The sequence below is a fragment of the Vibrio sp. 1562 genome, from assembly GCF_033340155.1.
In the GTDB taxonomy this organism is placed as follows: Bacteria; Pseudomonadota; Gammaproteobacteria; order Enterobacterales; family Vibrionaceae; genus Vibrio; species Vibrio alginolyticus.
In genome coordinates this window covers 40,887-62,089 of sequence record NZ_JAWOVY010000018.1, presented here as the reverse complement: position 1 = coordinate 62,089, position 21,203 = coordinate 40,887, and the positions used below count along the sequence as shown (strand labels likewise).

The following is a 21,203-nucleotide window of genomic DNA, read 5'->3' as shown; positions in this document are numbered from 1 at the left end:
TTTTTCAGCTTGTTACTGACTACTGTTATGTAAGTGAAACTTTGTTGAGAGTGATTTAGCAGATTTCAATCGCGATAGCGGTAGCTTCGCCGCCGCCAATACAAAGCGATGCAACGCCACGCTTACCACCAGTTTGTTTTAGCGCATGAATCAAAGTGACAAGGATTCGATTGCCACTTGCGCCTATTGGATGCCCCAGCGCACACGCCCCTCCGCGAGGGTTCACTTTGCTCTCGTCCAGTTCGAGAGCTTTCACCGCGTATTGAGTCACGATAGCAAAAGCTTCATTGATTTCCCAAAGGTCCACGTCTGATTTGTCCCAGCCCGTTTTTTCCAGCAGCGATTCAATCGCGAAGACTGGTGCGATGGTGAACTCATCAGGCTGTCTTGCATGCGTGCTGTACGCGACAATTTTGGCTAGAGGCTGAAGGTTTTCCTGACGACCAAACTCACTATCGACTAAGATCATTGCCGACGCACCATCCGAAATGGAACTAGAGTTTGCTGCGGTTACGCCGCCATCTTTGGCAAACGCAGGGCGTAAGGTAGGAATTTTAGTGACGTCGAGTTTGCTCGGTTGCTCATCATCTACAACCAAGGTTTCGCCGCGCCGACTTTTTACGTTAACAGGCACGATCTCTTCTTTGAACAAACCTTGCTCGATTGCTTGCTGCGCACGAGTCACCGACTGCTGCGCCCAGGCATCCATACTTTCACGGCTGAACTGATACTTTTGCGCCGTCTGTTCTGCAAAGACACCCATCAGCTCGCCTTGGTAGGCATCCTGCAAACCGTCATAAAACATGTGATCAAGCACTTGCTCGTGACCTAAACGGAAACCATCACGCGCTTTCTTTAATAGATAAGGAGAAGACGACATGTTTTCCATGCCACCAGCGATGACAGCATGCGCATTACCAGATTGAATAAGGTCATATGCCAGCATCACGGTTTTCATACCCGATCCACAAACTTTGTTCAGTGTCGTACAACCAATCGATTGTGGCATTTCAGCTTTAAGGCTTGCTTGTCTTGCAGGCGCTTGCCCCACACCGGCGGGTAAAACGCACCCCATCAACACTTCGTCTATTTTGTGCACATCGAGTTGGCTTTCGGCTAGCGCCCCTTGAATGGCTTTCGCACCGAGTTCCGTGACATCTGTTGAAGCTAATGCACCTTGAAAAGAGCCGATAGGCGTTCGCTTAGCGGCAACAATCCATGTTTCATTTTTCATTCCATTAACCTTTTGTTGACGTTTACGTCATAACTATACTAACATTTACGTTAACGTCAAGTTTGAGGTTATTGTTTGTTCGAGTGATTCTTTGATTTCGAGTAAATGCGAGTGATATCAAGGCTCAAGAGTGGATGTTGTTTGTTTACTTTAACGTTAACGAATTGTATATTCATGTAAATGTTATACGAAAGTCGTAAGGTTAAGGAATGAACACATTTAAGATCAGCGAGCTCGCGAAAGAGTTCGACATTACTACTCGAAGCATTCGCTTCTACGAAGATTTAGGTCTCCTAACTCCAGAACGTAAAGGCAACACTCGAATCTACAATGGTCGTGATCGAATTCGACTAAAACTGATTTTGCGAGGTAAGCGATTGGGCTTTTCTCTTGCAGATATCAAAGAGTTATTTGAACTCTACGATACCGATCAAAGTACTGAGCAGTTGAACTATATGATTCGGTTGATCGAAGAGAAGAAGGCAGCATTGCAACAGCAAGCAAACGACATTCAAGCGGTAATGATGGAGTTAAATGCTGCGCAGTTGCGATGCCAAAACACACTGAGATCCATGAAAGGCGAAAAAGTCACCTAACACCTCAACTCTGGGATGTAGGTGACGTAAAGGCAAGGACACGCAATGAAATCTACCTACTCTTCCCTGAACTTTGTTTATGACGAAAATACCGATTTGCTTCGCGAGCAAATCAATAGTTTTGCTGCAAGAGAAATTGCGCCGCTAGCGCAATCTATCGACCAAACTAACGACTTTCCAAACCATCTTTGGTCCAAATTAGGTGACATGGGTCTTTTAGGTGTGACCACCAGCGAAGAGTTTGGTGGTGCAGGCATGGGCTATCTCGCCCACGTTATCGCTATGGAAGAAATCAGCCGAGCATCCGCTTCGGTTGCGTTAAGTTACGGCGCCCACTCCAACCTTTGCGTCAACCAAATCCACCGTAACGGCACACAAGCGCAAAAAGAGAAATACCTACCTAAGCTCATCTCCGGTGAACATATCGGCGCCCTTGCTATGAGTGAACCCGGCGCCGGCTCTGATGTGGTCTCTATGCAGCTTAAAGCCGAACGTAAAGGCGATATTTTCCTGCTAAACGGCAACAAAATGTGGATCACCAACGGCCCTGATGCACACACCTATGTTGTCTACGCAAAAACCGACCCAAGCCAGCACTCCAAAGGCATCACGGCATTTATTGTGGAACGCGGATTCCCTGGATTTACTCAAGCACAAAAACTCGACAAGTTGGGTATGCGCGGCTCGAATACGTGTGAGCTGGTCTTCCAAAACTGCGAAGTCCCTGCGGAAAACATTCTCGGCGAAGAAAACCAAGGCGTGAAAGTATTGATGAGCGGCCTCGACTACGAGCGTGTGGTGCTTGCAGGCGGCCCACTTGGCATCATGCAGGCGTGTATGGATATCGTTGTGCCTTACATTCACGACCGTAAACAGTTCGGTAAATCCATCGGTGAATTCCAGCTAGTTCAAGCAAAAATCGCGGATATGTACACACAAATGAATGCCGCTAAAGCGTATGTTTACGCCGTCGCTGCCGCTTGTGATCGTGGTGAAACCACACGTAAAGATTCTGCTGGCGCGATCCTCTACAGCGCAGAGCTGGCAACCAAGATGGCACTGGATGCGATTCAACTACTTGGCGGTAACGGCTACATCAACGAGTTTGATACGGGCCGTTTGTTGCGAGATGCCAAGCTGTATGAAATCGGTGCGGGCACTTCAGAAATTCGCCGCATGCTTATTGGTCGCGAATTGTTTAACGAAAGCGCCTAATCAACATACCTAGGCGTTCTGAATCTAAATAAATTCCTTATTCAACCTAAATCTTATTCAACATAGATAAAGGCGGGTGGTGTCACCCGTCTACCGAATGGAGATCGGCTATTTATGGCTTGTTTGACGACCAATATTAATACCCACTCAGAGCAGTATCAGGAAAACTACCGCTCTATGGCGTCACTTGTAGATCAACTTTATACCGTGACTGCCCAAATAGAAGATGGTGGTGGTGAGAAAGCCCGCGAGCATCAGCAGAAGAAAGGCAAACTTCCGGTACGTGAGCGCATTCTTGCCCTCCTCGATCCCGGTTCATCCTTCTTAGAAATTGGCCAGTTCGCGGGTTGGGATGTGTATCCAGATTACGTTCCATGCGCGGGCGTAGTAGCGGGTGTTGGCGTAATTGACGGCACCGAGTGCATGATCGTCGCCAATGACGTGACGGTAAAAGGCGGCAGTTACTACCCACTTACGGTGAAAAAACACTTACGCGCACAAGAAATTGCAAAAAAATGCCAACTGCCGTGTGTTTACTTAGTCGATTCTGGCGGCGCTAACCTACCCCGCCAAGATGAGGTCTTCCCAGACAAAGACCACTTCGGTCGTATTTTCTATAACCAAGCCCGAATGTCAGCCAAGGGTATCCCGCAAATCGCTGTGGTCATGGGGCTATGTACCGCTGGCGGCGCTTATGTTCCTGCGATGTGTGATGTTTCCATCATAGTCAAAGAACAAGGTACGATTTTCTTGGCAGGTCCACCTCTTGTAAAAGCAGCGACAGGTGAAGAAGTCAGCGCGGAAGATCTTGGTGGCGCAGACGTTCACTGTCGCACCTCTGGTGTGGCGGACTATTACGCAGAAAATGATCACCACGCGTTAGAGTTGGCAAGACAAGCGGTTTCACAAATCAACCACTTGAAACCCGTTCAACTCAAGCAAAAAGCACCTCAGGAACCACGTTTTCCTGCCCAAGAGCTGTACGGCATCGTCGGAACCGATCTTAAAAAGCCGTTTGATGTTAAAGAGGTCATTGCCCGAATTGTTGATGATTCCCAGTTCGATGAATTTAAAGCCTTGTTCGGCGAAACCTTGGTCTGTGGCTTTGCCCATATTCACGGTATGCCGATTGGCATTGTCGCTAACAACGGCATTCTATTTTCGGAATCAGCACAAAAAGGCGCGCATTTTATTGAGCTGTGCGCACAACGCAAAATTCCTCTGCTCTTCTTGCAGAACATCACGGGCTTTATGGTCGGTCAGAAGTACGAAGCCGAAGGCATCGCCAAACATGGTGCGAAAATGGTAACTGCTGTTGCGTGTGCAGACGTGCCGAAGTTTACCGTGGTTATTGGTGGATCGTATGGCGCAGGAAACTACGGCATGTGTGGCCGCGCTTATGATCCAACCATGATGTGGATGTGGCCAAACGCGCGCATCTCCGTCATGGGTGGAGAGCAAGCGGCTGGCGTGATGGCGCAAGTGACCCGCGATATCAAAACTCGCAAAGGTGAAAGCTGGAGCGCGGAGGAAGAAGAAGCGTTCAAACGTCCAATTGCGGAGCAATATCAGACTCAAAGTCACGCTTATTACGCCAGTGCTCGTTTGTGGGACGACGGCATTATTGACCCTGCGAAAACCCGTGATGTTGTCGGCATTGCTCTGTCTGCTGCGCTTAATGCGCCAATACCAGACAGCAAATTTGGCATCTTCCGTATGTAGCCGGATGCAAGGCAAACCTTAACTCCTCGCGAATACCGATGTTTATACAAGTAACGGTTAGCGAGCATTGGAATAGAGACTGAAATGTCAGACAAAGGAAGTCACATGACCGGACTACTGCTTGAAAAAGACAGCAATGGCGTTGCTTGGTTGAGCCTCAATCGACCAGAGAAACACAACGCGTTTAATGATGAATTAATTGCTTCACTTATCGAAACCTTGGAAAAACTTGAGAGAGACGACTCTCTACGTGCATTGGTACTAACGGCGCAAGGGAAACACTTTTCTGCGGGTGCGGATCTTGGCTGGATGCAGTCAATGGCCACCAAAACCGAGAGTGAAAACCTGCAAGATGCACAGCAACTAGCAAAACTTTTGCATACGCTGGATACCTTTAGCAAACCGACTATTGCTATGGTGCATGGCGCTGCATTTGGCGGCGCACTTGGGCTTATCTGCTGCTGCGATATCGCTATTGGTACACCTGAAAGCCGCTTCTGTTTGAGTGAAGTGAAGCTCGGTTTGTTACCCGCCACCATCGGACCTTACGTAATCCGAGCGATTGGACAACGACAAAGCCGACGCTACTTTTTAACCGCGGAACTGATTGATGCCGAAACCGCGCTATCGATGAGTATTCTTCATCAGATAGACGCTCAACCACGTGAAGCCGTCAATCGCACCATTGATCACCTGCTCAACAACGGTCCACAAGCCATGCAGGCTGCAAAAGCACTTTGTTTACGCTGTGATAACCAACCTATCGATCATTCATTAATTGAATACACCAGCCAAGCTATTGCAACCGCTCGCGTGTCCAGTGAAGGACAAGAAGGACTAGCTGCATTTTTTGAAAAGCGCGCCGCCAATTGGAGGAATCATGTTTAAAAGAATACTGATCGCAAACCGCGGTGAAATTGCCTGCCGAATCATTAAAACCGCAAAAAGCATGGCTATCGAGACGGTAGCCGTCTATTCCGAAGCGGATCGCAGCAGCTTACATGTTAAACAAGCGGATTTCGCTGAATTCATTGGCCCCGCTCCTGCGAGTGAATCGTATCTCGATATCGATGCGATTATCGGCGCTGCGAAAAAATGGCAAGCCGATGCTATCCACCCTGGGTATGGTTTTCTTTCCGAGAACCCGAAACTAGCCAAAGCGTGCAGCGAAAATGGCATCGCCTTTATTGGCCCTTCCACCAGCGCAATTGAAGCAATGGGTTCGAAGTCGCAAGCCAAAGCCATCATGTCTGAGGCGAACGTACCATTGGTTCCGGGCTATCACGGCACAGACAACAGCGTAGAGCATTTATTAGCAGAAGCGGAAAAAATCGGTTACCCAGTGATGCTTAAAGCAACCCAAGGGGGCGGCGGTAAAGGCATGCGAGTGGTCAATAGCGCAGCCGAAATGCCTCTGGCCATCGACGGTGCGCAGCGTGAAGCACTTTCAAGCTTTGGCGATAAGCAGCTTCTAATCGAAAAATGTATATTGCAGCCTCGCCACGTTGAAGTTCAGGTATTTGCTGACCAACATGGCAACTGTGTCTATCTTTCTGATCGCGATTGCTCCATTCAACGCCGTCACCAAAAAGTAGTCGAAGAAGCACCAGCTCCCGGTCTTAGTGATGAACTGCGTAAACAAATGGGTGAAGCTGCGGTTCAGGCCGCTCAAGCGATCGACTATGTTGGCGCTGGCACGGTGGAGTTCTTACTCGATAGCCGAGGTCAGTTCTACTTCATGGAGATGAATACCCGTCTGCAAGTTGAACACCCTGTCACTGAATTGATCACTGGCGTTGATTTGGTGGAGTGGCAATTCAAAGTCGCAGCTGGCGAGCATTTACCTATTTCACAATCTGAAATCACCCACAACGGTCATTCAATTGAGCTGCGAATTTACGCAGAAGATACAGACAATGACTTTATGCCGTCGACTGGCCGCATTGACTACTTAAAAGAACCCGTATCAGACAGTAATGTGCGCCTAGCGTGCGTACGCGTTGATAGTGGTGTTACCCAAGGCGATAGCATCAGCGAATATTACGATCCAATGATCAGCAAGCTGATCGTCTGGGGGCAAACTCGTGATATCGCTCTAAACCAGCTTAAGCAGGCGTTAACTCAATATCACGTACGTGGCGTAACGACAAACATTGGTTATCTGCACAGTATTATTTCGCAGCCAGCCTTTGCCGAGATTGAGCTCGATACAGGTTTCCTCGTCACACATCAACAAGGCATAAATGAGCAGCAAGACGTGTCGGATTCAATCTGGCTTACATTGGCGGCGGTTGCTCGCTGGAATGATCTCATTTCAAAATCAGACAGCTCAACGTTACCCGCGCCAACCAAACGAGGTTTTAGACTGTCGGTTGACAACGTTTACCGATTTAACTTCACGGATGCCAATGCCAACCATCAGGTACGTTTGCAACAATCATCGCAAGATACAGGATCTCACTTCACTGTCCGATGTGGTGAGGAGCTGCATCAGGTCATCCTGCTTGAAAGTGACAACCAGTTTATCGTCGATATTGATAATGTGCGTTACACCTTTAATGCACTTAGCGATGAACAAAGAACAACACTATTTTATCTTGGTCAGCAGCGCACGTTCGCTCATCAACCTAACTTTGACTCTGCAAAAGATGTAGATGATGAACTAAGTCCAACCGCACCACTCAACGGCATAATTTCAGCAGTTATGGTGGCTAAAGGTGACGAAGTGGCGGCGGGCGATCCGCTTTTGGTACTCGAAGCAATGAAAATGGAATACACCATCACGGCTCCGGTAGCAGCAAAAGTCGACGAATTGTTTTATCAGCACGGGGACCAAGTACAGCACGGTTCCATCCTGCTGAATTTGTCTTTGATATCGGATAACGTCAGTGAAGATAAGGAGCGCGAGTATGCTACCAGCGAAAGTTAATATCGTCGAAGTCGGCGCTCGTGATGGTTTACAAAATGAAACGTCAGTGACGCTGGTTGATAAAATCCGTTTGATTAACCAACTAAGCAGCAGTGGCTTAAAGCATATTGAGGCGGGATCTTTCGTCTCTCCAAGGTGGGTGCCTCAAATGGCCGATTCCGATCAGGTGTTTGCTGGTATCTCAAAAAAGCCTGACGTGGTTTATAGCGCGCTCACACCAAATCTCGCAGGGTTAGAACGTGCGCTGGAAAGCGGTGTAAAGCGAATTGCGGTGTTTGGCTCCGCTTCAGAAACGTTCAGCCAGAAGAACATCAACTGCAGCATTGCGGAGAGCCTTGCCCGTTTTGAACCCGTTATCGAATTGGCGAACCAGCACAACATACCTGTGCGCGGGTACTTGTCTTGTACCATGGTGTGTCCATATGAGGGAGTAATCAAGCCAGAGCAAACTACCAAGGTCGCCAATACGTTGTTTGATATGGGATGTTATGAGATTTCGCTCGGTGATACTGTCGGTAAAGCAACACCTAATCGCGTTATCGCCATGCTGGATTCGTTGTTAACGCTACTGCCAAAAGACGCGCTCGCAGTACATTTTCATGACACTTATGGACAAGCATTAGCCAATATCTACCAAGCCTTGTTAATGGGCATCAACACCATTGATAGCGCAGTAGCGGGGCTCGGCGGCTGCCCTTACGCGAAAGGAGCCAGTGGCAATGTTGCAACGGAAGATGTACTTTATCTGTGTGAGCAACTTGGGATTGAAACGGGCGTTGACCTTAGCGTCATCAATGAAGCGGGTTGGCAAATTTGCCGTGCGTTAGGAAAGTCTCCTGCTTCTAGGGTCGCATTAGCTCTGGGCGATCCGTATAGCTTGTAAATCATCAACAACCAATCAGGTAATGTATTTCAACGGGCATGCAGACGTACGTGCCCGTTTTTTGTTGTTACTCATAAAAACCTTAACGCTCAACGGTCTTCATCACATTAATTAGTATCTGATTTCAGCTACAATTTAGTTTCAAACCGAACATATAAAACAGGATCAGGTAAATGCTCATAACATTTCGTTGTCGAAGCCACTCAAACGTCACAATGTTTGGTGATATTGCATTAGATATGCTCAAAATGATGGGTCACAGCGGCACGGTGCCGGGATCAATTTCCGCTCAAGATGTTCCTGACGCGCTATCAAGATTAACTTCTGCTCTATCTGCGAAAAATGCAGCTGAAGAAAACCTCCCTACTGATGTAGACGAAGAGGAAGAACAAGCAGAGCCCGCGGTAAGCCTAGGACGCAGAGCGTTTCCACTGATTGAGTTGCTAAAATCAGCAATCAAAGAAGAATGCGAAGTCATGTGGGACAACCAATAACGCCTTCAAACTTGTTTCTAGCGAGGTGAATCCGTGTTGTGACCGCCTCGCTATGGTTACTCGACACCAAGATAAGAACACCAATACCGCTTATCGCCCTATCCGTTTCTCTCCCTAGACAACTTGATTTCCCCATCAATGTGCACATCTCGTTGTGGAAACGCGATTTCAATGCCGTGCTTTTCGAAAGCTTCGTAGATTTCAAAACGCATGGCACTTGCGACCGAGCGAATACCGCCCTCAACCGTTGAGTTAATCCAAAAATAAGATTCGAAGATCAAAGCATTGTCACCAAAGTCTTGAAAAAACACATCTGGCGCTGGCGAACTCAGAACTTGCGCTTGCTGCGAAGTCACTTCCGCCATTAAGGCAGCAACCTGTTTGACATCGCTCCCATACGCGACACCGACGACGACAGAGCCACGAACTAATCTGTCGCATAACGTCCAGTTGATCACCACGTTCTCAATCAACTGACTGTTGGGTATGAGCATATGAACACCATCGGTTCGCCTGATTCTCGTTGAGCGTGTATTTATTTGCTCGACAGTGCCTTTGGCGCCCTCAACCTCTAAAAAGTCCCCAATTCGGATTGGCTTTTCACCAATCAAAATCCAGCCACTTATGAAGTTGTTAATGATGTTTTGCGCACCAAAACCGAAGCCGATAGCGATGGCACCAGACAGAAAGGCGAACGCGGTGATTGGCACATTGATCATCGAAAGTGTGGTCATAAAAATAATGGCTAGAGCGATGACAAATAATATCCGTTTAACCAAATGAATCACGTTAGGATCTTTCCCCGATGAGGACATTCTTGACGTAACGGTTTTGATTAAAATTTTGGACAACCATAAAGCGACAATCACCCATGTCGGCACCATCAATATCGCCCATAACGTGATAGGTTGTTCGTTAAAGGTAAACAGTGTTGTTTCTAAAAATGAAATGACCCGTTCGAACATAAAGTGCTCACTCTTGATTCATCGTTGCCAGCAAGCCAGAGCGCATAAGTCATAAATTTTTGGATCAATCGATAGCGCAGCGGCTCAATTAAGTTCTTCTTATTAACTATATTGTAATCTACATAAAACGCTTCGAGTGGTTTCCCACTTTGGCTTCAACCGATTAAGCCATTTAGGGAATACGTCTTTGTGAACTAAACGAGCCAATCAACCAACTGGATACGCAAGGCAAATCAGTGATAACTTTCTGATTTTTAAGCATCAAATTTTCACTTCGAATCACTCTCACCTATTATGCACCTTATTGCAAATAACATTGATGGAATGATTGTTATGTCAGAACTGACTCGGATGCGCTCTGGAGAAACCTATAATTGTCTGGATGAAGAACTAAAGCTAATGCGCGCCAAAACTGCGCAGCTTGTCTTCCAATTTAACCACGAGCCAAACCCAGATATCCGTAGACAACTATTGGCGGAAATGGGCGTCCAATTAAAAAACAGCGCCTGTATAGAGCCACCGCTACAACTTACCTACGGTTGTCACTTGTCCATCGGAGAAAACACCTACATCAACTGGGATGCCATTATTCTGGACAATGGGCAGGTTGAGGTTGGCGCGAACGTCATGATTGGGCCTAGAGTGCAAATTTACACAGCCGCTCATTCACTCGATACACAAAGACGCTTAGCCGGAGATGAGATCGCCAAACCGGTAACAATTGGCAATAACGTTTGGATTGGTGGGGGCGCAATCATACTGCCGGGCGTGACCATTGGCGATGAGGCCGTCGTCGGCGCTGGCTCTGTCGTAACCAAAGACGTTGCGCCGGGCGATCGAGTTGTTGGAAATCCGGCGCGCTCCATTAAACCAAAAAACTGAAGAAAGTCGCTATTTCGCCAAATGCTCGCGAATAATATTAGCGAGCAGATTGAGAGCATGAACATATTTGTCATTGAGCTCAAAAGAAGCGTTAAGACGAATACAGTGATCGTATTGTTCTGTCAGGCTGAACATCTTTCCCGGTGCGATGCTGATATTACCTTTTAGCGCTTCTCGATATATCTGCAAGGCATCAATATGCTTGGGAAGCTCTAACCAAATAAAGTACCCACCGCTTTGGCTTAACACTTTGACTGCTTCAGGTAACAGCTCACTAAGCAGAACCGTCATCTTACTTTTACGTTCAAACAGCTTTTTCCGTAACTGCTTCAAATGAGATTCATAATTGCGGCTTGTTAAATAGTGTACCAATGTCATTTGCACTGGTGCACTCGTCGCTAATGTACTCATTAACTGTAACTTTTGTACCTCTAGCGCCCGCTTTCCCGCCGCAACCCAACCAATACGTAGCCCTGCGATTAATGATTTTGAAAACGAGGAGCACAACATGGTATTGCCCGTGTCATCAAACATTCTTAGTGGATAAACCGAGTCATTCCCTGCATGCAGTTCGCTGTACACGTCATCTTCAATCACTGGCACGTTATATCGCTGTGTCAGTTCAATCAGCTTTTGTTTTTTCTCGTTGGAAAGCGTAAAACCCAGAGGATTCTGGAAGTTCGACATCAGCCAGCACGCTTTCACATCGTGTGTTTGCAGCGCTCGTTCCAATGAGTCTAGGTCAATGCCCGTGACTGGGTCTGTTCTTACTGAGAGCGCTTTCAAACCTAACCGCTCTAAGGATTGCAATGCACCATAAAATGCAGGCGACTCCACAACCACCCAATCTCCCGGTCTTGTGCTGGCTTGCAAACTGAGCGTTAACGCCTCCAGCGCGCCTGCCGTAATGACAATTTCATCGGGTGAAATTTCAATGCCTTTCGCAGCATAACGCTTCGCGATGATGGTGCGTAATTGTTCGTTTCCCGGCGGTAAGTTATCAAAGGTGGTGGAAATCGGCATATTGCGAGCGGCTGCGCTCATCGCCCGATTCACGTGATAGCGTGGATACAAACTTGGGTCTGGATAGGCAAAGCCAAAATTGATCATGGATGGATTTTTACTCGCCTGCAGAACATCAAAGATAAACTCATTGATGTCTACCTGCTCTGTCCACGAAACCGCGGCTGGCGCTTGGGGTTCATTTGAACTCTTAATATTGGGAGCGACTCGATAACCAGAGCGCGGCTGTGACGTTACCCAGCCTTGAGATTCCAGAATTTGATAGGCATGCAACACCGTCATCAAGCTTAAACCCGAGTGTTCAGATTGGCGACGCAGAGAAGGCAGCTTGTCACCCGGATGCCATATCCCCGATTTTATCTGCCTTTTAAGCTGTTCCACTAACTCTTGATACTTCGCCAAACGCAAATCCCCTTCCCTAAAGCCGAATTCAAAATAATAACACTTCAATATTTAATCTGTTATAGGTTTATAGTCACTGTCTGTACCTACTTCCCTCATTCCGCTCCTCTTAAAATAGCTCTCTCATAAAACTTAAAAGATCAAAGGAAGTTTAATGTTTGGCCTCGACGCATTTATGCTTGCACGGATACAGTTCGCCTTTACGGTATCCTTTCATATTATTTTCCCCGCTATCACCATAGGTTTGGCCACCTATCTCGCAGTGCTGGAAGGCTTATGGCTAAAAACACGCAATCCCGATTACCAAAAGCTCTATCATTTCTGGTCGAAAATTTTTGCGGTTAACTTTGGGATGGGCGTTGTATCTGGCCTTGTCATGGCCTATCAATTCGGCACCAACTGGAGTGGTTTCTCCGACTTCGCTGGTTCTATCACTGGCCCATTACTGACTTATGAAGTGTTAACGGCATTCTTTCTCGAAGCCGGATTTCTTGGCGTAATGCTGTTTGGTTGGCGTCGCGTCGGCGAAAAGCTGCACTTTTTTGCAACCTCGATGGTGGCGTTAGGAACGATCATTTCGACGTTCTGGATTCTCGCCTCCAACAGTTGGATGCAAACGCCACAAGGCTATGAAATTGTCGACGGACGTGTGGTGCCAACCGACTGGTTTGCTATCGTTTTCAATCCTTCATTTCCTTATCGTTTGGCGCACATGAGCGTCGCGGCTTTCGTCAGTTCAGCACTCTTTGTAGGCGCGTCAGCCGCTTGGCATTTATTGAGAGGCAATCAATCGACTGCGGTAAAAACCATGTTTTCGATGTCGCTCGGGATCTTAGTGTTCCTTGCGCCACTCCAAACCGTGATTGGCGATGTGCACGGGCTAAACACTCTGGAACACCAGCCCGCCAAAATCGCTGCCATCGAAGGACATTGGGATAACAGTGATGGCAAACCAACCCCATTGATATTGTTCGGCATGCCAAACATGGAACAAGAACGCACAGACTATGCCTTAGAAATTCCTGTTTTAGGAAGTTTGATCCTACGCCACAGTTTAACTGAGCCAATCCCGGCACTGAAAGACTTCCCGAAAGAGGAACGACCGAACTCACCTATCGTCTTTTGGTCATTTCGAATCATGGTCGGGCTAGGACTTCTGATGATTTTACAGAGCTTCTACAGCATATGGTTACGAAAAAAGAACACGCTTTATACCTCGCGTTGGTTCCTCAAGTTTTCATTATTTATGGGGCCATCTGGTCTTATCGCAATACTCGCTGGCTGGTTTACGACAGAGGTTGGTCGGCAACCTTGGGTCGTTTATGGCGTACAAAAAACGCGTGATGCGGTTTCTGCACACGGAGACCTACAAATGAGCATCAGCCTGCTGTGTTTCCTTGTTGTGTACAGCTTGGTGTTTGGTTTTGGGTATTACTACATGATCCACCAAATCAAGAAAGGCCCCGATGCAATCGAACACGATGAGCACGACATGACGACCGTTTCAGGCCGCATCTAGAATTTGTCACAAAGTTAAGGTAGAGAATATGCATTTTGATTTATCCGTGATTTGGTTCGCGATCATCGTTTTTGCCACTTTGATGTACATCATCATGGATGGCTTCGATTTGGGTATTGGAATACTGATGCCCTTCATCAAGGATGAAAAACAAAAAGACGTCATGGTCAACAGTGTCGCGCCAGTTTGGGACGGCAACGAAACTTGGATTGTGCTTGGAGGCGCATCTCTATTTGGCGCTTTTCCGATGGCTTACGCGGTAATTATTGAAGCGCTAACCATCCCTTTAACGTTGATGTTGATTGCTTTGATCTTTCGTGGCGTCGCGTTTGAGTTTCGCTTTAAAGCATTGGAAAATCACTTAAAGTTCTGGGATCGCTCTTTTATGGTCGGCTCGATTTTAACCACGTTTTTCCAAGGCATCGTTGTTGGCGCGGTAATTCAAGGCTTTGCGGTGGAAAACCGCGTCTTCGTAGGTAGCCAACTCGACTGGCTCAGCCCTTTTCCCATCTTTTGTGGTTTGGGTTTAGTCGCAACGTACGCGCTGCTTGGTAGCACATGGCTCATCATGAAGACGGAAGGTGAACTGCAAAACACGATGCACCGCTTCACTAACAAAACACTACTGGCGATGATCTCCGCATTAGTCATTGTGAGCGCTTGGACTCCACTTGCTTACCCTGCCATTGCGGAAAGATGGTTTTCTCTGCCTAATTTGTTCTACTTACTGCCCGTACCTGTCATTACTGGGCTGGTATGTTTGAAGATTGCCGACTCCGTTAAAAAGCGTAAAGAGCGCAGCCCTTTCGTGATGGCGTTAGTGATCGTGATTCTCGGGTTCGCTGGGCTTGGCATCAGTATCTGGCCAAATATCATTCCTCCTAGCATATCAATATGGGAAGCAGCGGCTCCTGCAAGCAGTCAGCGCTTTATGCTCGTTGGAGCAGTGATCATCATCCCGATTATTCTGGCTTACACCTTTTGGAGTTACTACGTCTTCTCCGGAAAAGTAAAAGAAGGCGAAGCGTACCATTAACGAGTTGATAAGGAGTGAGTATGAAAATCAAAAATTGGTGCCGCCAATGGGCTTGGATGGTTGGAATATGGGTCGTTAGCGTCGCTGCATTAGGGTTAGTGTCTATGTTATTTCGCGTCATGATGACCGCTGCAGGGTTAAAATCTTAGCTCGGCACGTTTAAGTCAATAAAAAATGGATGCCTCTAGATCTTGTGTAAGAGCTAGAGGCGTTTGCATTCAAGTCCGACTTTTCACGTGTGCAGACAATACGATCGTAGATTCTAAACCGCGAGCCACTTCAAAATAACCACCAGCACGAGATAGCTGACGAGCCGTCAATTTTTCTTTGCCTAGCTTTTCAAACCAATAAGGCGCCAATGAGCACTGAGCCGAACCTGTGGCAAGATCTTCTGAAATACCGATTTTAGGTGCAAAGTAACGCAGCACATAGCCACTATCAGAACTTTGAGCCGTCACGATGACAGCATGAAACTCATCAATTTTAATCAGCTCATCAAAGTTAGGTTGATAGCGAACAACATCATCTTCTGATTCGAGAACAACAACCAAATCACGCGTTGTAAAAGCATCTACGGGGTGATTGGAAAAGCCTGAAATACCCAAGGGGATGGCATGAGGCTTGGCTAGCCAACTTGGCATCACTATCCGATACATTCCATCCAGTCCAGTAACGGTAACATGACCATACTGACTTTGTAGAATGACCTCGTTCTTATGATAGTTGGAAATGATTGCAGCGCCTGCGCCCAAACTTCCGTGTCCGCATAGGTTGATCTCTCCTTCTAGGCTAAACCAGCGAATGTGGTAGTCACTGCCAGACTGAACCACAAATGATGTGACAGGTTGAGCGACCTGATGAGTGATTTGAAGTAATTCAGAATCACTCAGCCAGTGATTTAGTTCGACAACGCCACATGGATTACCTTGAGCTAACTCATCACAAAATACATCAAATATTTGCGCTTTAATCATCCATCACCCTTGCGGTTTAACCATGCATTAAATCAAGGTCCTCGTCATTATCATCTCGATAAAAACGAGAGTTCAGCTATCAAGTCAACTTGATGTAGGTAATATATACGACAACAGAGTCGCAATCTTCAGTAAGTTTTGTTCGTTGGGTACAATCGACAGGTTATATGACAAAGCTTTAAGCCTCAACATGACCGATGTGCATGGCTACTTTTAGCGCTTGTTTATTGAGATTAGACGCCTCCCAAGCAACAACAACACGACTAGTGAGAGGGATATCCTCAATCTCGGCGACTGTCGCGGAATCATCGAGATGTTCAGCCAGTGAGCGCGGAACGAGAGCGATACCTAACCCAGCCTGCGCCATGGCAATCGTCGTACGAAGTTGCGGTGCTGCGAACTGTGGTTCGAGCCTTACTCCTGCGTCGGCAAAAAGTGTGCTCATGCCATCAAACAATGCGGGTCCAGTCTCTCGTGGAAACAGTAAAATTTTATGGCCTCTCAACTGTTTCATCTGGATACAGGGATATTTTGCCAGTTCGTGCCCCGCCGGAATCACCGCGACAAACGGGTCGTTAAACAACACCTTGTGCTCAAAAGGCTCACTGGCGTAACAGGGTAGCCGCATGATTGCGAGATCAAGTTGTTTGCTTTTTAACTGAGTGGCAAGCTCTGGCATTGATAGTTCCGCCGTCTGTAAATGAACCCCATTCTCTTGAATACGCCCAATCCTCTCCAATACCTTAATGCAGGTTGATGTTGACGTCGCGAACGCGATTTTAACCTGCGTATTTTCACCACGGGCAATCTGTCGGGCTTTTGCTTTAGCGCGTTCCACATCAGCAAGAATATTTACCGCATCCGTATAAAAGACTTGCCCTGCATGGGTCAGTTCTACTCCTCTAGACAAGCGCTTAAATAAGTCCACGCCAAGCTCGTGCTCTAGCTTTTTGATTTGTTGACTCAAAGGAGGTTGCGCAATCCCTAACTGTTCAGCTGCTCGGGTAAAGTGACGAGTCTCGGCGACCGCGACAAAATACTTCAGGTAGCGAAGTTCCATATATTTTCCATATCAAAATAAATCTTTTTTATATTGGATTTAGCACCGTGTAGAAGTCAATCTAAATATACTCTTCATTGCATAACTGGTCTTACTCATGCGTGGATTTTATAACCCTCTATGCGCTTGTTCGCTTGAAGTAGCGAAAGAATTTTCTGAATACCATCACGTTACCGGAGATGGTGAGATTTATCAGACTTCGTTAATGAGTGCTTTGATAGCTGGTGTTTACGAAGGCTCAACAACCATAGAAGAACTGCTGAAACATGGGGATTTTGGTTTAGGTACGTTCAATGAATTGGATGGTGAGTTGATTGCTTTTGATAAGGAAGTTTTTCAACTCAAGTCGGATGGCTCCGCAAACCCGGCAGACCTAGCGCAAAAAACGCCCTTTGCTGTCATGACTTTTTTTAAACCTGATATCGAGCTGCCACTGACATCGCGCATGTCACGTCATGAAGTCCATAACCTCATAGACGACATGGTTCCAAGCGATAACCTATTTTGCGCAGTGCGCATTGATGGCGTTTTCGATTCAGTTCGCACTCGTACCGTACCTAAACAAACACGCCCTTATCGGCCAATGCTTGAAGTGGTCAAAGAACAACCAACATTCCGCTTCACGCATAAGCAAGGCGTGGTCGCCGGCTTTCGCAGTCCTAAATACACGACTGGCATTAATGTGCCCGGCTATCACGAACACTTTATTACCGATGACCGCCAAGGAGGTGGTCATATCCAGGATTACAGCATTTCGTCAGGGTTCCTCCAGATTGGCAAAGTCTCACGGCTAGTGATTGATACCCCAGTATCGACAGACTTCCTCAACGCCAATTTGGCTCCGGAAGATATAAATACCGCCATAGAAAAGGCGGAAAAGTAACAAAGTCAGGCAAATAATAAGGACAACAAATGCAATCCAAACCTTCAAATAAAAATGGAGCTCAGTTGATCGCTCAACAGCTAGAGTCTCTCGGCATTAAGTACATTTTCGGTATTCCTGGTGCAAAAATAGATCGACTGTTCGATGCGATTGAAGACACTAACATCCAAATGATTCCGGTACGTCACGAGGCTAACGGCGCGTTTATGGCGGGCGTTATGGGAAGACTAACCGGCAAAGCAGGCGTCACAATGGTTACGTCAGGCCCTGGCTGTGGAAATCTAGTTACGGGGGTTGCAACAGCAAACTCCGAAGGCGATCCGCTGATTGCTATCGGTGGTGCGGTGAAACGAACTGACCAGCAAAAACAAACACACCAGAGCATGGATACCGTCAGTATTTTTCGCTCTATAACTAAGTTCAGTGCTGAAGTGCAGCATGTGGACGCCGCAAGCGAGATCATGGCGAACGCATTTCGTATCGCAGAGTCAGGTCGTCCTGGGGCTTGCTTTTTGAGTCTCCCCCAAGATGTTTTATCCGAGCAAACCCAAACGGACATTATTGTCCCCTCGCCTTACACACAGCCTGGTTGCGCAGACATCGCAGCAATCGAAGAAGCGGTCAGTCGAATCAGTAAAGCAAAGCGCTGTGTGGTTTTACTTGGCCTTCACGCGAGCCGCAGTCAAAACGCTGCTGCTATCGCTCGGTTTCTTCAAAATACGCAGCTACCCGTTGTCGGCACTTACCAGGCCGCCGGCACGGTAGACATCAATTACTATCATCACTTTGCTGGGCGTGTCGGTTTGTTTAATAACCAACCTGGCGATGTTTTACTGCGGGACGCCGATTTAATTCTCACCATCGGCTTTAGCCCAATAGAGTATGACCCTGAGCTTTGGAACAGCCACCGCAACCCAGTGATTCACCTCGATATTGAACCAGCAGAATACCAACTTAATTATCAGCCTTGTGTTGAAATCGTCGGAAACATTGCGCAGTCATTAGACAAAATGGGCAGCTATATCTCTGAATATGCTCGCCTTTCCCCAACGGCACTTTCAGTACTGGAAGAGGTAGCACTGCAACGGCAAGTGATCAAGACCTATCCCAATGTCTATAACAAGCAAGGGTTTCATCCACTGGCGCTAATTAAAGCCATGCAATCCATCATCACACCAGATACCACGCTATGCCTTGATATGGGGAGCTTCCACATCTGGATCGCTCGTTACTTAAGCTGTTTTCGAGCTCGCCAAATGCTGGTGTCTAACGGCCAACAAACGATGGGCGTTGCACTACCATGGGCCATTGGTGCCAGCCTACTAAAACCTGGTAGCAAAGTGGTATCGATATCGGGAGACGGCGGTTTTATGCAATCGAGCATGGAGTTAGAAACCGCGGTTAGACTGAACTGCAATATCGTCCATATTGTGTGGGTTGATAACGCCTACAACATGGTAGAAATGCAAGAGATCAACAAATATCAGCGCTGCTCTGGTGTGAAATTTGGACCAATTGATTTCAAGGCCTACGCCGAATCATTTGGCGCGAAAGGCTTCGCAGTGACTAGTCAACACGAATTGCTACCGACATTGAATAAAGCCATGGACGTTGAAGGACCAGCAGTGGTGGCTATCCCCGTAGATTACAGCGACAACGACAAACTGATGTTGCCGCGCACAGAGAAAAATCAAGATCCCGTTTTTGTAAGTTTCGAAGGAGAAATCGCATGAGAGGATTAAAAAATAAAGTCGCACTCGTGACTGGCTCTGCCAATGGCATTGGTTTGGCCATCGCAAAACGTTTGTATGAAGAAGGCGCAAACGTCGCTCTTGCCGATTGGAATGAAGAGCAGTTGGCAAACGCCGTTGAGGGCTTTGATAAACAGCGTGTGTCTGCGCATTCCATTGATGTTTCTGATCCAGACAAAGTCGCAGCACTGATTTCTGATGTTGTTACCCGTTTCGGTAAACTGGATATTTTAGTAAACAATGCTGGCGTACATGTCCCTGGTACCGTGATTGAAGGTAGTGTGGAAGACTGGAAGAAGATCTCTGGTGTAAACATTGATGGTGTTGTTTATTGCGCGAAATTTGCTTTACCTGAACTCTTAAAAACGAAAGGTTGTATGGTAAATACCGCGTCCGTTTCCGGTTTGGGTGGTGACTGGGGTGCCGCATTCTATTGCGCGAGTAAAGGCGCAGTGGTGAACCTTACCCGAGCGATGGCATTGGACCATGGTGCGGATGGGGTAAGAATTAACGCCGTATGCCCAAGTTTAGTAAAAACCAACATGACAAACGGCTGGCCGCAGGACATCCGCGATAAATTCAATGAGCGCATTGCGCTTGGCCGAGCAGCCGAACCTGAAGAAATTGCGTCTGTCGTGACTTTCTTGGCAAGTGATGACGCATCTTTCATTAATGGCGTAAACCTACCTGTAGACGGCGGTGCCACCGCATCAGATGGTCAACCTAAAATAGTATAAGCATGAAATAGACAGATCAGTAAGAGACGTTCTACTACCTTTCGGATCGATGCTGATCTGTCGCTTTACGCTCTGAGCACATAACCCGTGCCAGCAATAAACTCAACCACTCAACCGCTGTTAGAGATATCTCAACAACTTAAAACCAGCAACGAGAAATTAATTTTTCACACAAACCGACAAACTATGTGAGCATTCCATCAGGCATAGAGTAAAGACTTATGTATCAGCGATTCACAAAGAACCAGAAAGTTTCCGCGAATACTTCTTCAAAAAGATTAAAAGCGACTAACGTTTCTGCCACACCATCCATTGTTCTCTGCCTTTAAAAACCTCAACACTGTTTGCCACCACTGAGGATTCCACAAGCTTAAACGCCGGCTCTAGATAACCCTCCAACTCCCCACTTCGCAAACAAAATGGAGGGAAGCGTGATAGGTAATTATCATCAATGACGAAAAAACCAATTAGAAAACCTCCGCTTGGCAATAATTTATCCACCATAGAGAAATATTCTGACCACATGTCTCTCGGTAGTGCTGCGAGAAAGGCCCGCTCGTAAATGACATCAAACGATTGAGAAAAATCGGCATTAAATACATCACCCAATACGACTTTATCTTTGTAGTTACCTAACGCTGATTGCGCCATTTTTACCGCTTCTTGGCTGTAATCCATCGCGATCACGTCATGCCCATATTGAATAAAAGTGCTCAGTTCATAAGCGGCACCACACCCAGGAATAAACACTGAATGGCCTACATGAAGTGAATTGTCGAGATAGTCCTTGAGTTCTTGAGGTGTCGATTGGGCATCCCAAGGCATAGTGCCTCGGATAAACAAATCATCCCAGAATTGTGTGTTAATCATTGGTGCCTGTTTCATTTACCCGCTCCCT

At 47.0% G+C, this 21,203-nt stretch carries 20 protein-coding genes; 14 read left to right on the top strand and 6 right to left on the bottom strand.

Annotated elements, in window-relative coordinates; all coding sequences use genetic code 11:
• Positions 1-55: 55 nt before the first annotated feature.
• Positions 56-1,234 (bottom strand): thiolase family protein, encoded by a 1,179-nt coding sequence (locus tag R7Z49_RS17400; RefSeq protein ID WP_318111862.1) that lies wholly within the window; start codon positions 1,232-1,234, stop codon positions 56-58.
• A 209-nt stretch (positions 1,235-1,443) separates the two neighbouring features.
• Here R7Z49_RS17400 and R7Z49_RS17395 point away from each other — a divergent pair, with 209 nt between their 5' ends.
• The 7 genes from R7Z49_RS17395 (at position 1,444) to R7Z49_RS17365 (ending at position 9,073) form a co-directional block, all read left to right on the top strand.
• Positions 1,444-1,830 (top strand): MerR family transcriptional regulator, encoded by a 387-nt coding sequence (locus tag R7Z49_RS17395; RefSeq protein ID WP_005373242.1) that lies wholly within the window; start codon positions 1,444-1,446, stop codon positions 1,828-1,830.
• Between the two features lie 45 nt (positions 1,831-1,875).
• Positions 1,876-3,045 carry an isovaleryl-CoA dehydrogenase gene (locus R7Z49_RS17390; protein ID WP_005373245.1) on the top strand — a complete coding sequence of 390 codons (1,170 nt, stop codon included), beginning with the start codon at positions 1,876-1,878 and terminating at the stop codon, positions 3,043-3,045.
• Positions 3,046-3,159: 114 nt separating this feature from the next.
• Positions 3,160-4,767 (top strand): carboxyl transferase domain-containing protein, encoded by a 1,608-nt coding sequence (locus tag R7Z49_RS17385; protein ID WP_137282718.1) that lies wholly within the window; start codon positions 3,160-3,162, stop codon positions 4,765-4,767.
• Between the two features lie 105 nt (positions 4,768-4,872).
• Positions 4,873-5,655 carry an enoyl-CoA hydratase-related protein gene (locus R7Z49_RS17380; RefSeq protein WP_017633676.1) on the top strand — a complete coding sequence of 261 codons (783 nt, stop codon included), beginning with the start codon at positions 4,873-4,875 and terminating at the stop codon, positions 5,653-5,655.
• Entirely contained in the window at positions 5,648-7,696 is a 2,049-nt protein-coding gene (locus R7Z49_RS17375) for an acetyl/propionyl/methylcrotonyl-CoA carboxylase subunit alpha (protein WP_186585392.1), read from the top strand. Before R7Z49_RS17380 ends, R7Z49_RS17375 begins: the two co-directional genes overlap by 8 nt.
• A complete protein-coding gene (locus R7Z49_RS17370) occupies positions 7,677-8,579 on the top strand; it encodes a hydroxymethylglutaryl-CoA lyase (RefSeq protein WP_017633678.1) in 903 nt (300 codons plus the stop codon). Before R7Z49_RS17375 ends, R7Z49_RS17370 begins: the two co-directional genes overlap by 20 nt.
• 173 nt (positions 8,580-8,752) lie before the next feature.
• Positions 8,753-9,073, top strand: a complete 321-nt coding sequence (locus R7Z49_RS17365; RefSeq protein WP_005373256.1) for a DUF1840 domain-containing protein — start codon at positions 8,753-8,755, stop codon at positions 9,071-9,073.
• Positions 9,074-9,171: 98 nt separating this feature from the next.
• On the opposite strand, the gene R7Z49_RS17360 is transcribed toward R7Z49_RS17365, so the two are convergent.
• Complete coding sequence (locus R7Z49_RS17360) at positions 9,172-10,038, bottom strand: mechanosensitive ion channel family protein (RefSeq protein ID WP_017633679.1); 867 nt, start codon at positions 10,036-10,038, stop codon at positions 9,172-9,174.
• Positions 10,039-10,371: 333 nt separating this feature from the next.
• On the opposite strand from R7Z49_RS17360, the gene R7Z49_RS17355 reads away from it, so the two are divergent.
• Positions 10,372-10,920, top strand: a complete 549-nt coding sequence (locus tag R7Z49_RS17355; RefSeq protein ID WP_025767897.1) for a sugar O-acetyltransferase — start codon at positions 10,372-10,374, stop codon at positions 10,918-10,920.
• Between the two features lie 9 nt (positions 10,921-10,929).
• Here the strand turns inward: R7Z49_RS17355 and R7Z49_RS17350 are convergent, their stop codons facing one another.
• Entirely contained in the window at positions 10,930-12,345 is a 1,416-nt protein-coding gene (locus R7Z49_RS17350; protein ID WP_176311490.1) for a PLP-dependent aminotransferase family protein, read from the bottom strand.
• 154 nt (positions 12,346-12,499) lie between these two features.
• Here R7Z49_RS17350 and R7Z49_RS17345 point away from each other — a divergent pair, with 154 nt between their 5' ends.
• The 3 genes from R7Z49_RS17345 to R7Z49_RS17335 are packed head-to-tail and all read left to right on the top strand — an operon-like array spanning position 12,500 to position 15,049.
• A complete protein-coding gene (locus tag R7Z49_RS17345; protein WP_086047473.1) occupies positions 12,500-13,864 on the top strand; it encodes a cytochrome ubiquinol oxidase subunit I in 1,365 nt (454 codons plus the stop codon).
• A gap of 28 nt (positions 13,865-13,892) precedes the next feature.
• On the top strand, positions 13,893-14,900 hold the full coding sequence (gene cydB / locus R7Z49_RS17340) for a cytochrome d ubiquinol oxidase subunit II (RefSeq protein ID WP_047101326.1): 1,008 nt from the start codon (positions 13,893-13,895) through the stop codon (positions 14,898-14,900).
• Between the two features lie 20 nt (positions 14,901-14,920).
• Positions 14,921-15,049 (top strand): DUF2474 domain-containing protein, encoded by a 129-nt coding sequence (locus tag R7Z49_RS17335; RefSeq protein WP_005373267.1) that lies wholly within the window; start codon positions 14,921-14,923, stop codon positions 15,047-15,049.
• 69 nt (positions 15,050-15,118) lie between these two features.
• Here R7Z49_RS17335 and R7Z49_RS17330 read toward each other — a convergent pair whose 3' ends face one another.
• Together R7Z49_RS17330 and R7Z49_RS17325 are read right to left on the bottom strand one after the other, a co-directional pair.
• Complete coding sequence (locus tag R7Z49_RS17330) at positions 15,119-15,874, bottom strand: PhzF family phenazine biosynthesis protein (protein WP_186585396.1); 756 nt, start codon at positions 15,872-15,874, stop codon at positions 15,119-15,121.
• 178 nt (positions 15,875-16,052) lie between these two features.
• Positions 16,053-16,934: a LysR family transcriptional regulator gene (locus R7Z49_RS17325; RefSeq protein ID WP_318111860.1), complete on the bottom strand. Its 882-nt coding sequence runs from the start codon at positions 16,932-16,934 to the stop codon at positions 16,053-16,055.
• 97 nt (positions 16,935-17,031) lie between these two features.
• On the opposite strand from R7Z49_RS17325, the gene budA reads away from it, so the two are divergent.
• The 3 genes from budA to R7Z49_RS17310 are packed head-to-tail and all read left to right on the top strand — an operon-like array spanning position 17,032 to position 20,305.
• Positions 17,032-17,817 carry an acetolactate decarboxylase gene (budA, locus tag R7Z49_RS17320; protein ID WP_005382707.1) on the top strand — a complete coding sequence of 262 codons (786 nt, stop codon included), beginning with the start codon at positions 17,032-17,034 and terminating at the stop codon, positions 17,815-17,817.
• 29 nt (positions 17,818-17,846) lie between these two features.
• A complete protein-coding gene (gene alsS, locus R7Z49_RS17315; protein ID WP_047008215.1) occupies positions 17,847-19,550 on the top strand; it encodes an acetolactate synthase AlsS in 1,704 nt (567 codons plus the stop codon).
• Positions 19,547-20,305, top strand: coding sequence for an SDR family NAD(P)-dependent oxidoreductase (locus R7Z49_RS17310; protein ID WP_047101310.1), 759 nt, complete (start codon positions 19,547-19,549; stop codon positions 20,303-20,305). The genes alsS and R7Z49_RS17310 overlap by 4 nt, the downstream gene beginning before the upstream one ends.
• A gap of 288 nt (positions 20,306-20,593) precedes the next feature.
• Here R7Z49_RS17310 and R7Z49_RS17305 read toward each other — a convergent pair whose 3' ends face one another.
• Complete coding sequence (locus R7Z49_RS17305; RefSeq protein ID WP_085569108.1) at positions 20,594-21,190, bottom strand: methyltransferase domain-containing protein; 597 nt, start codon at positions 21,188-21,190, stop codon at positions 20,594-20,596.
• Between the last annotated feature and the right edge of the window lie 13 nt (positions 21,191-21,203).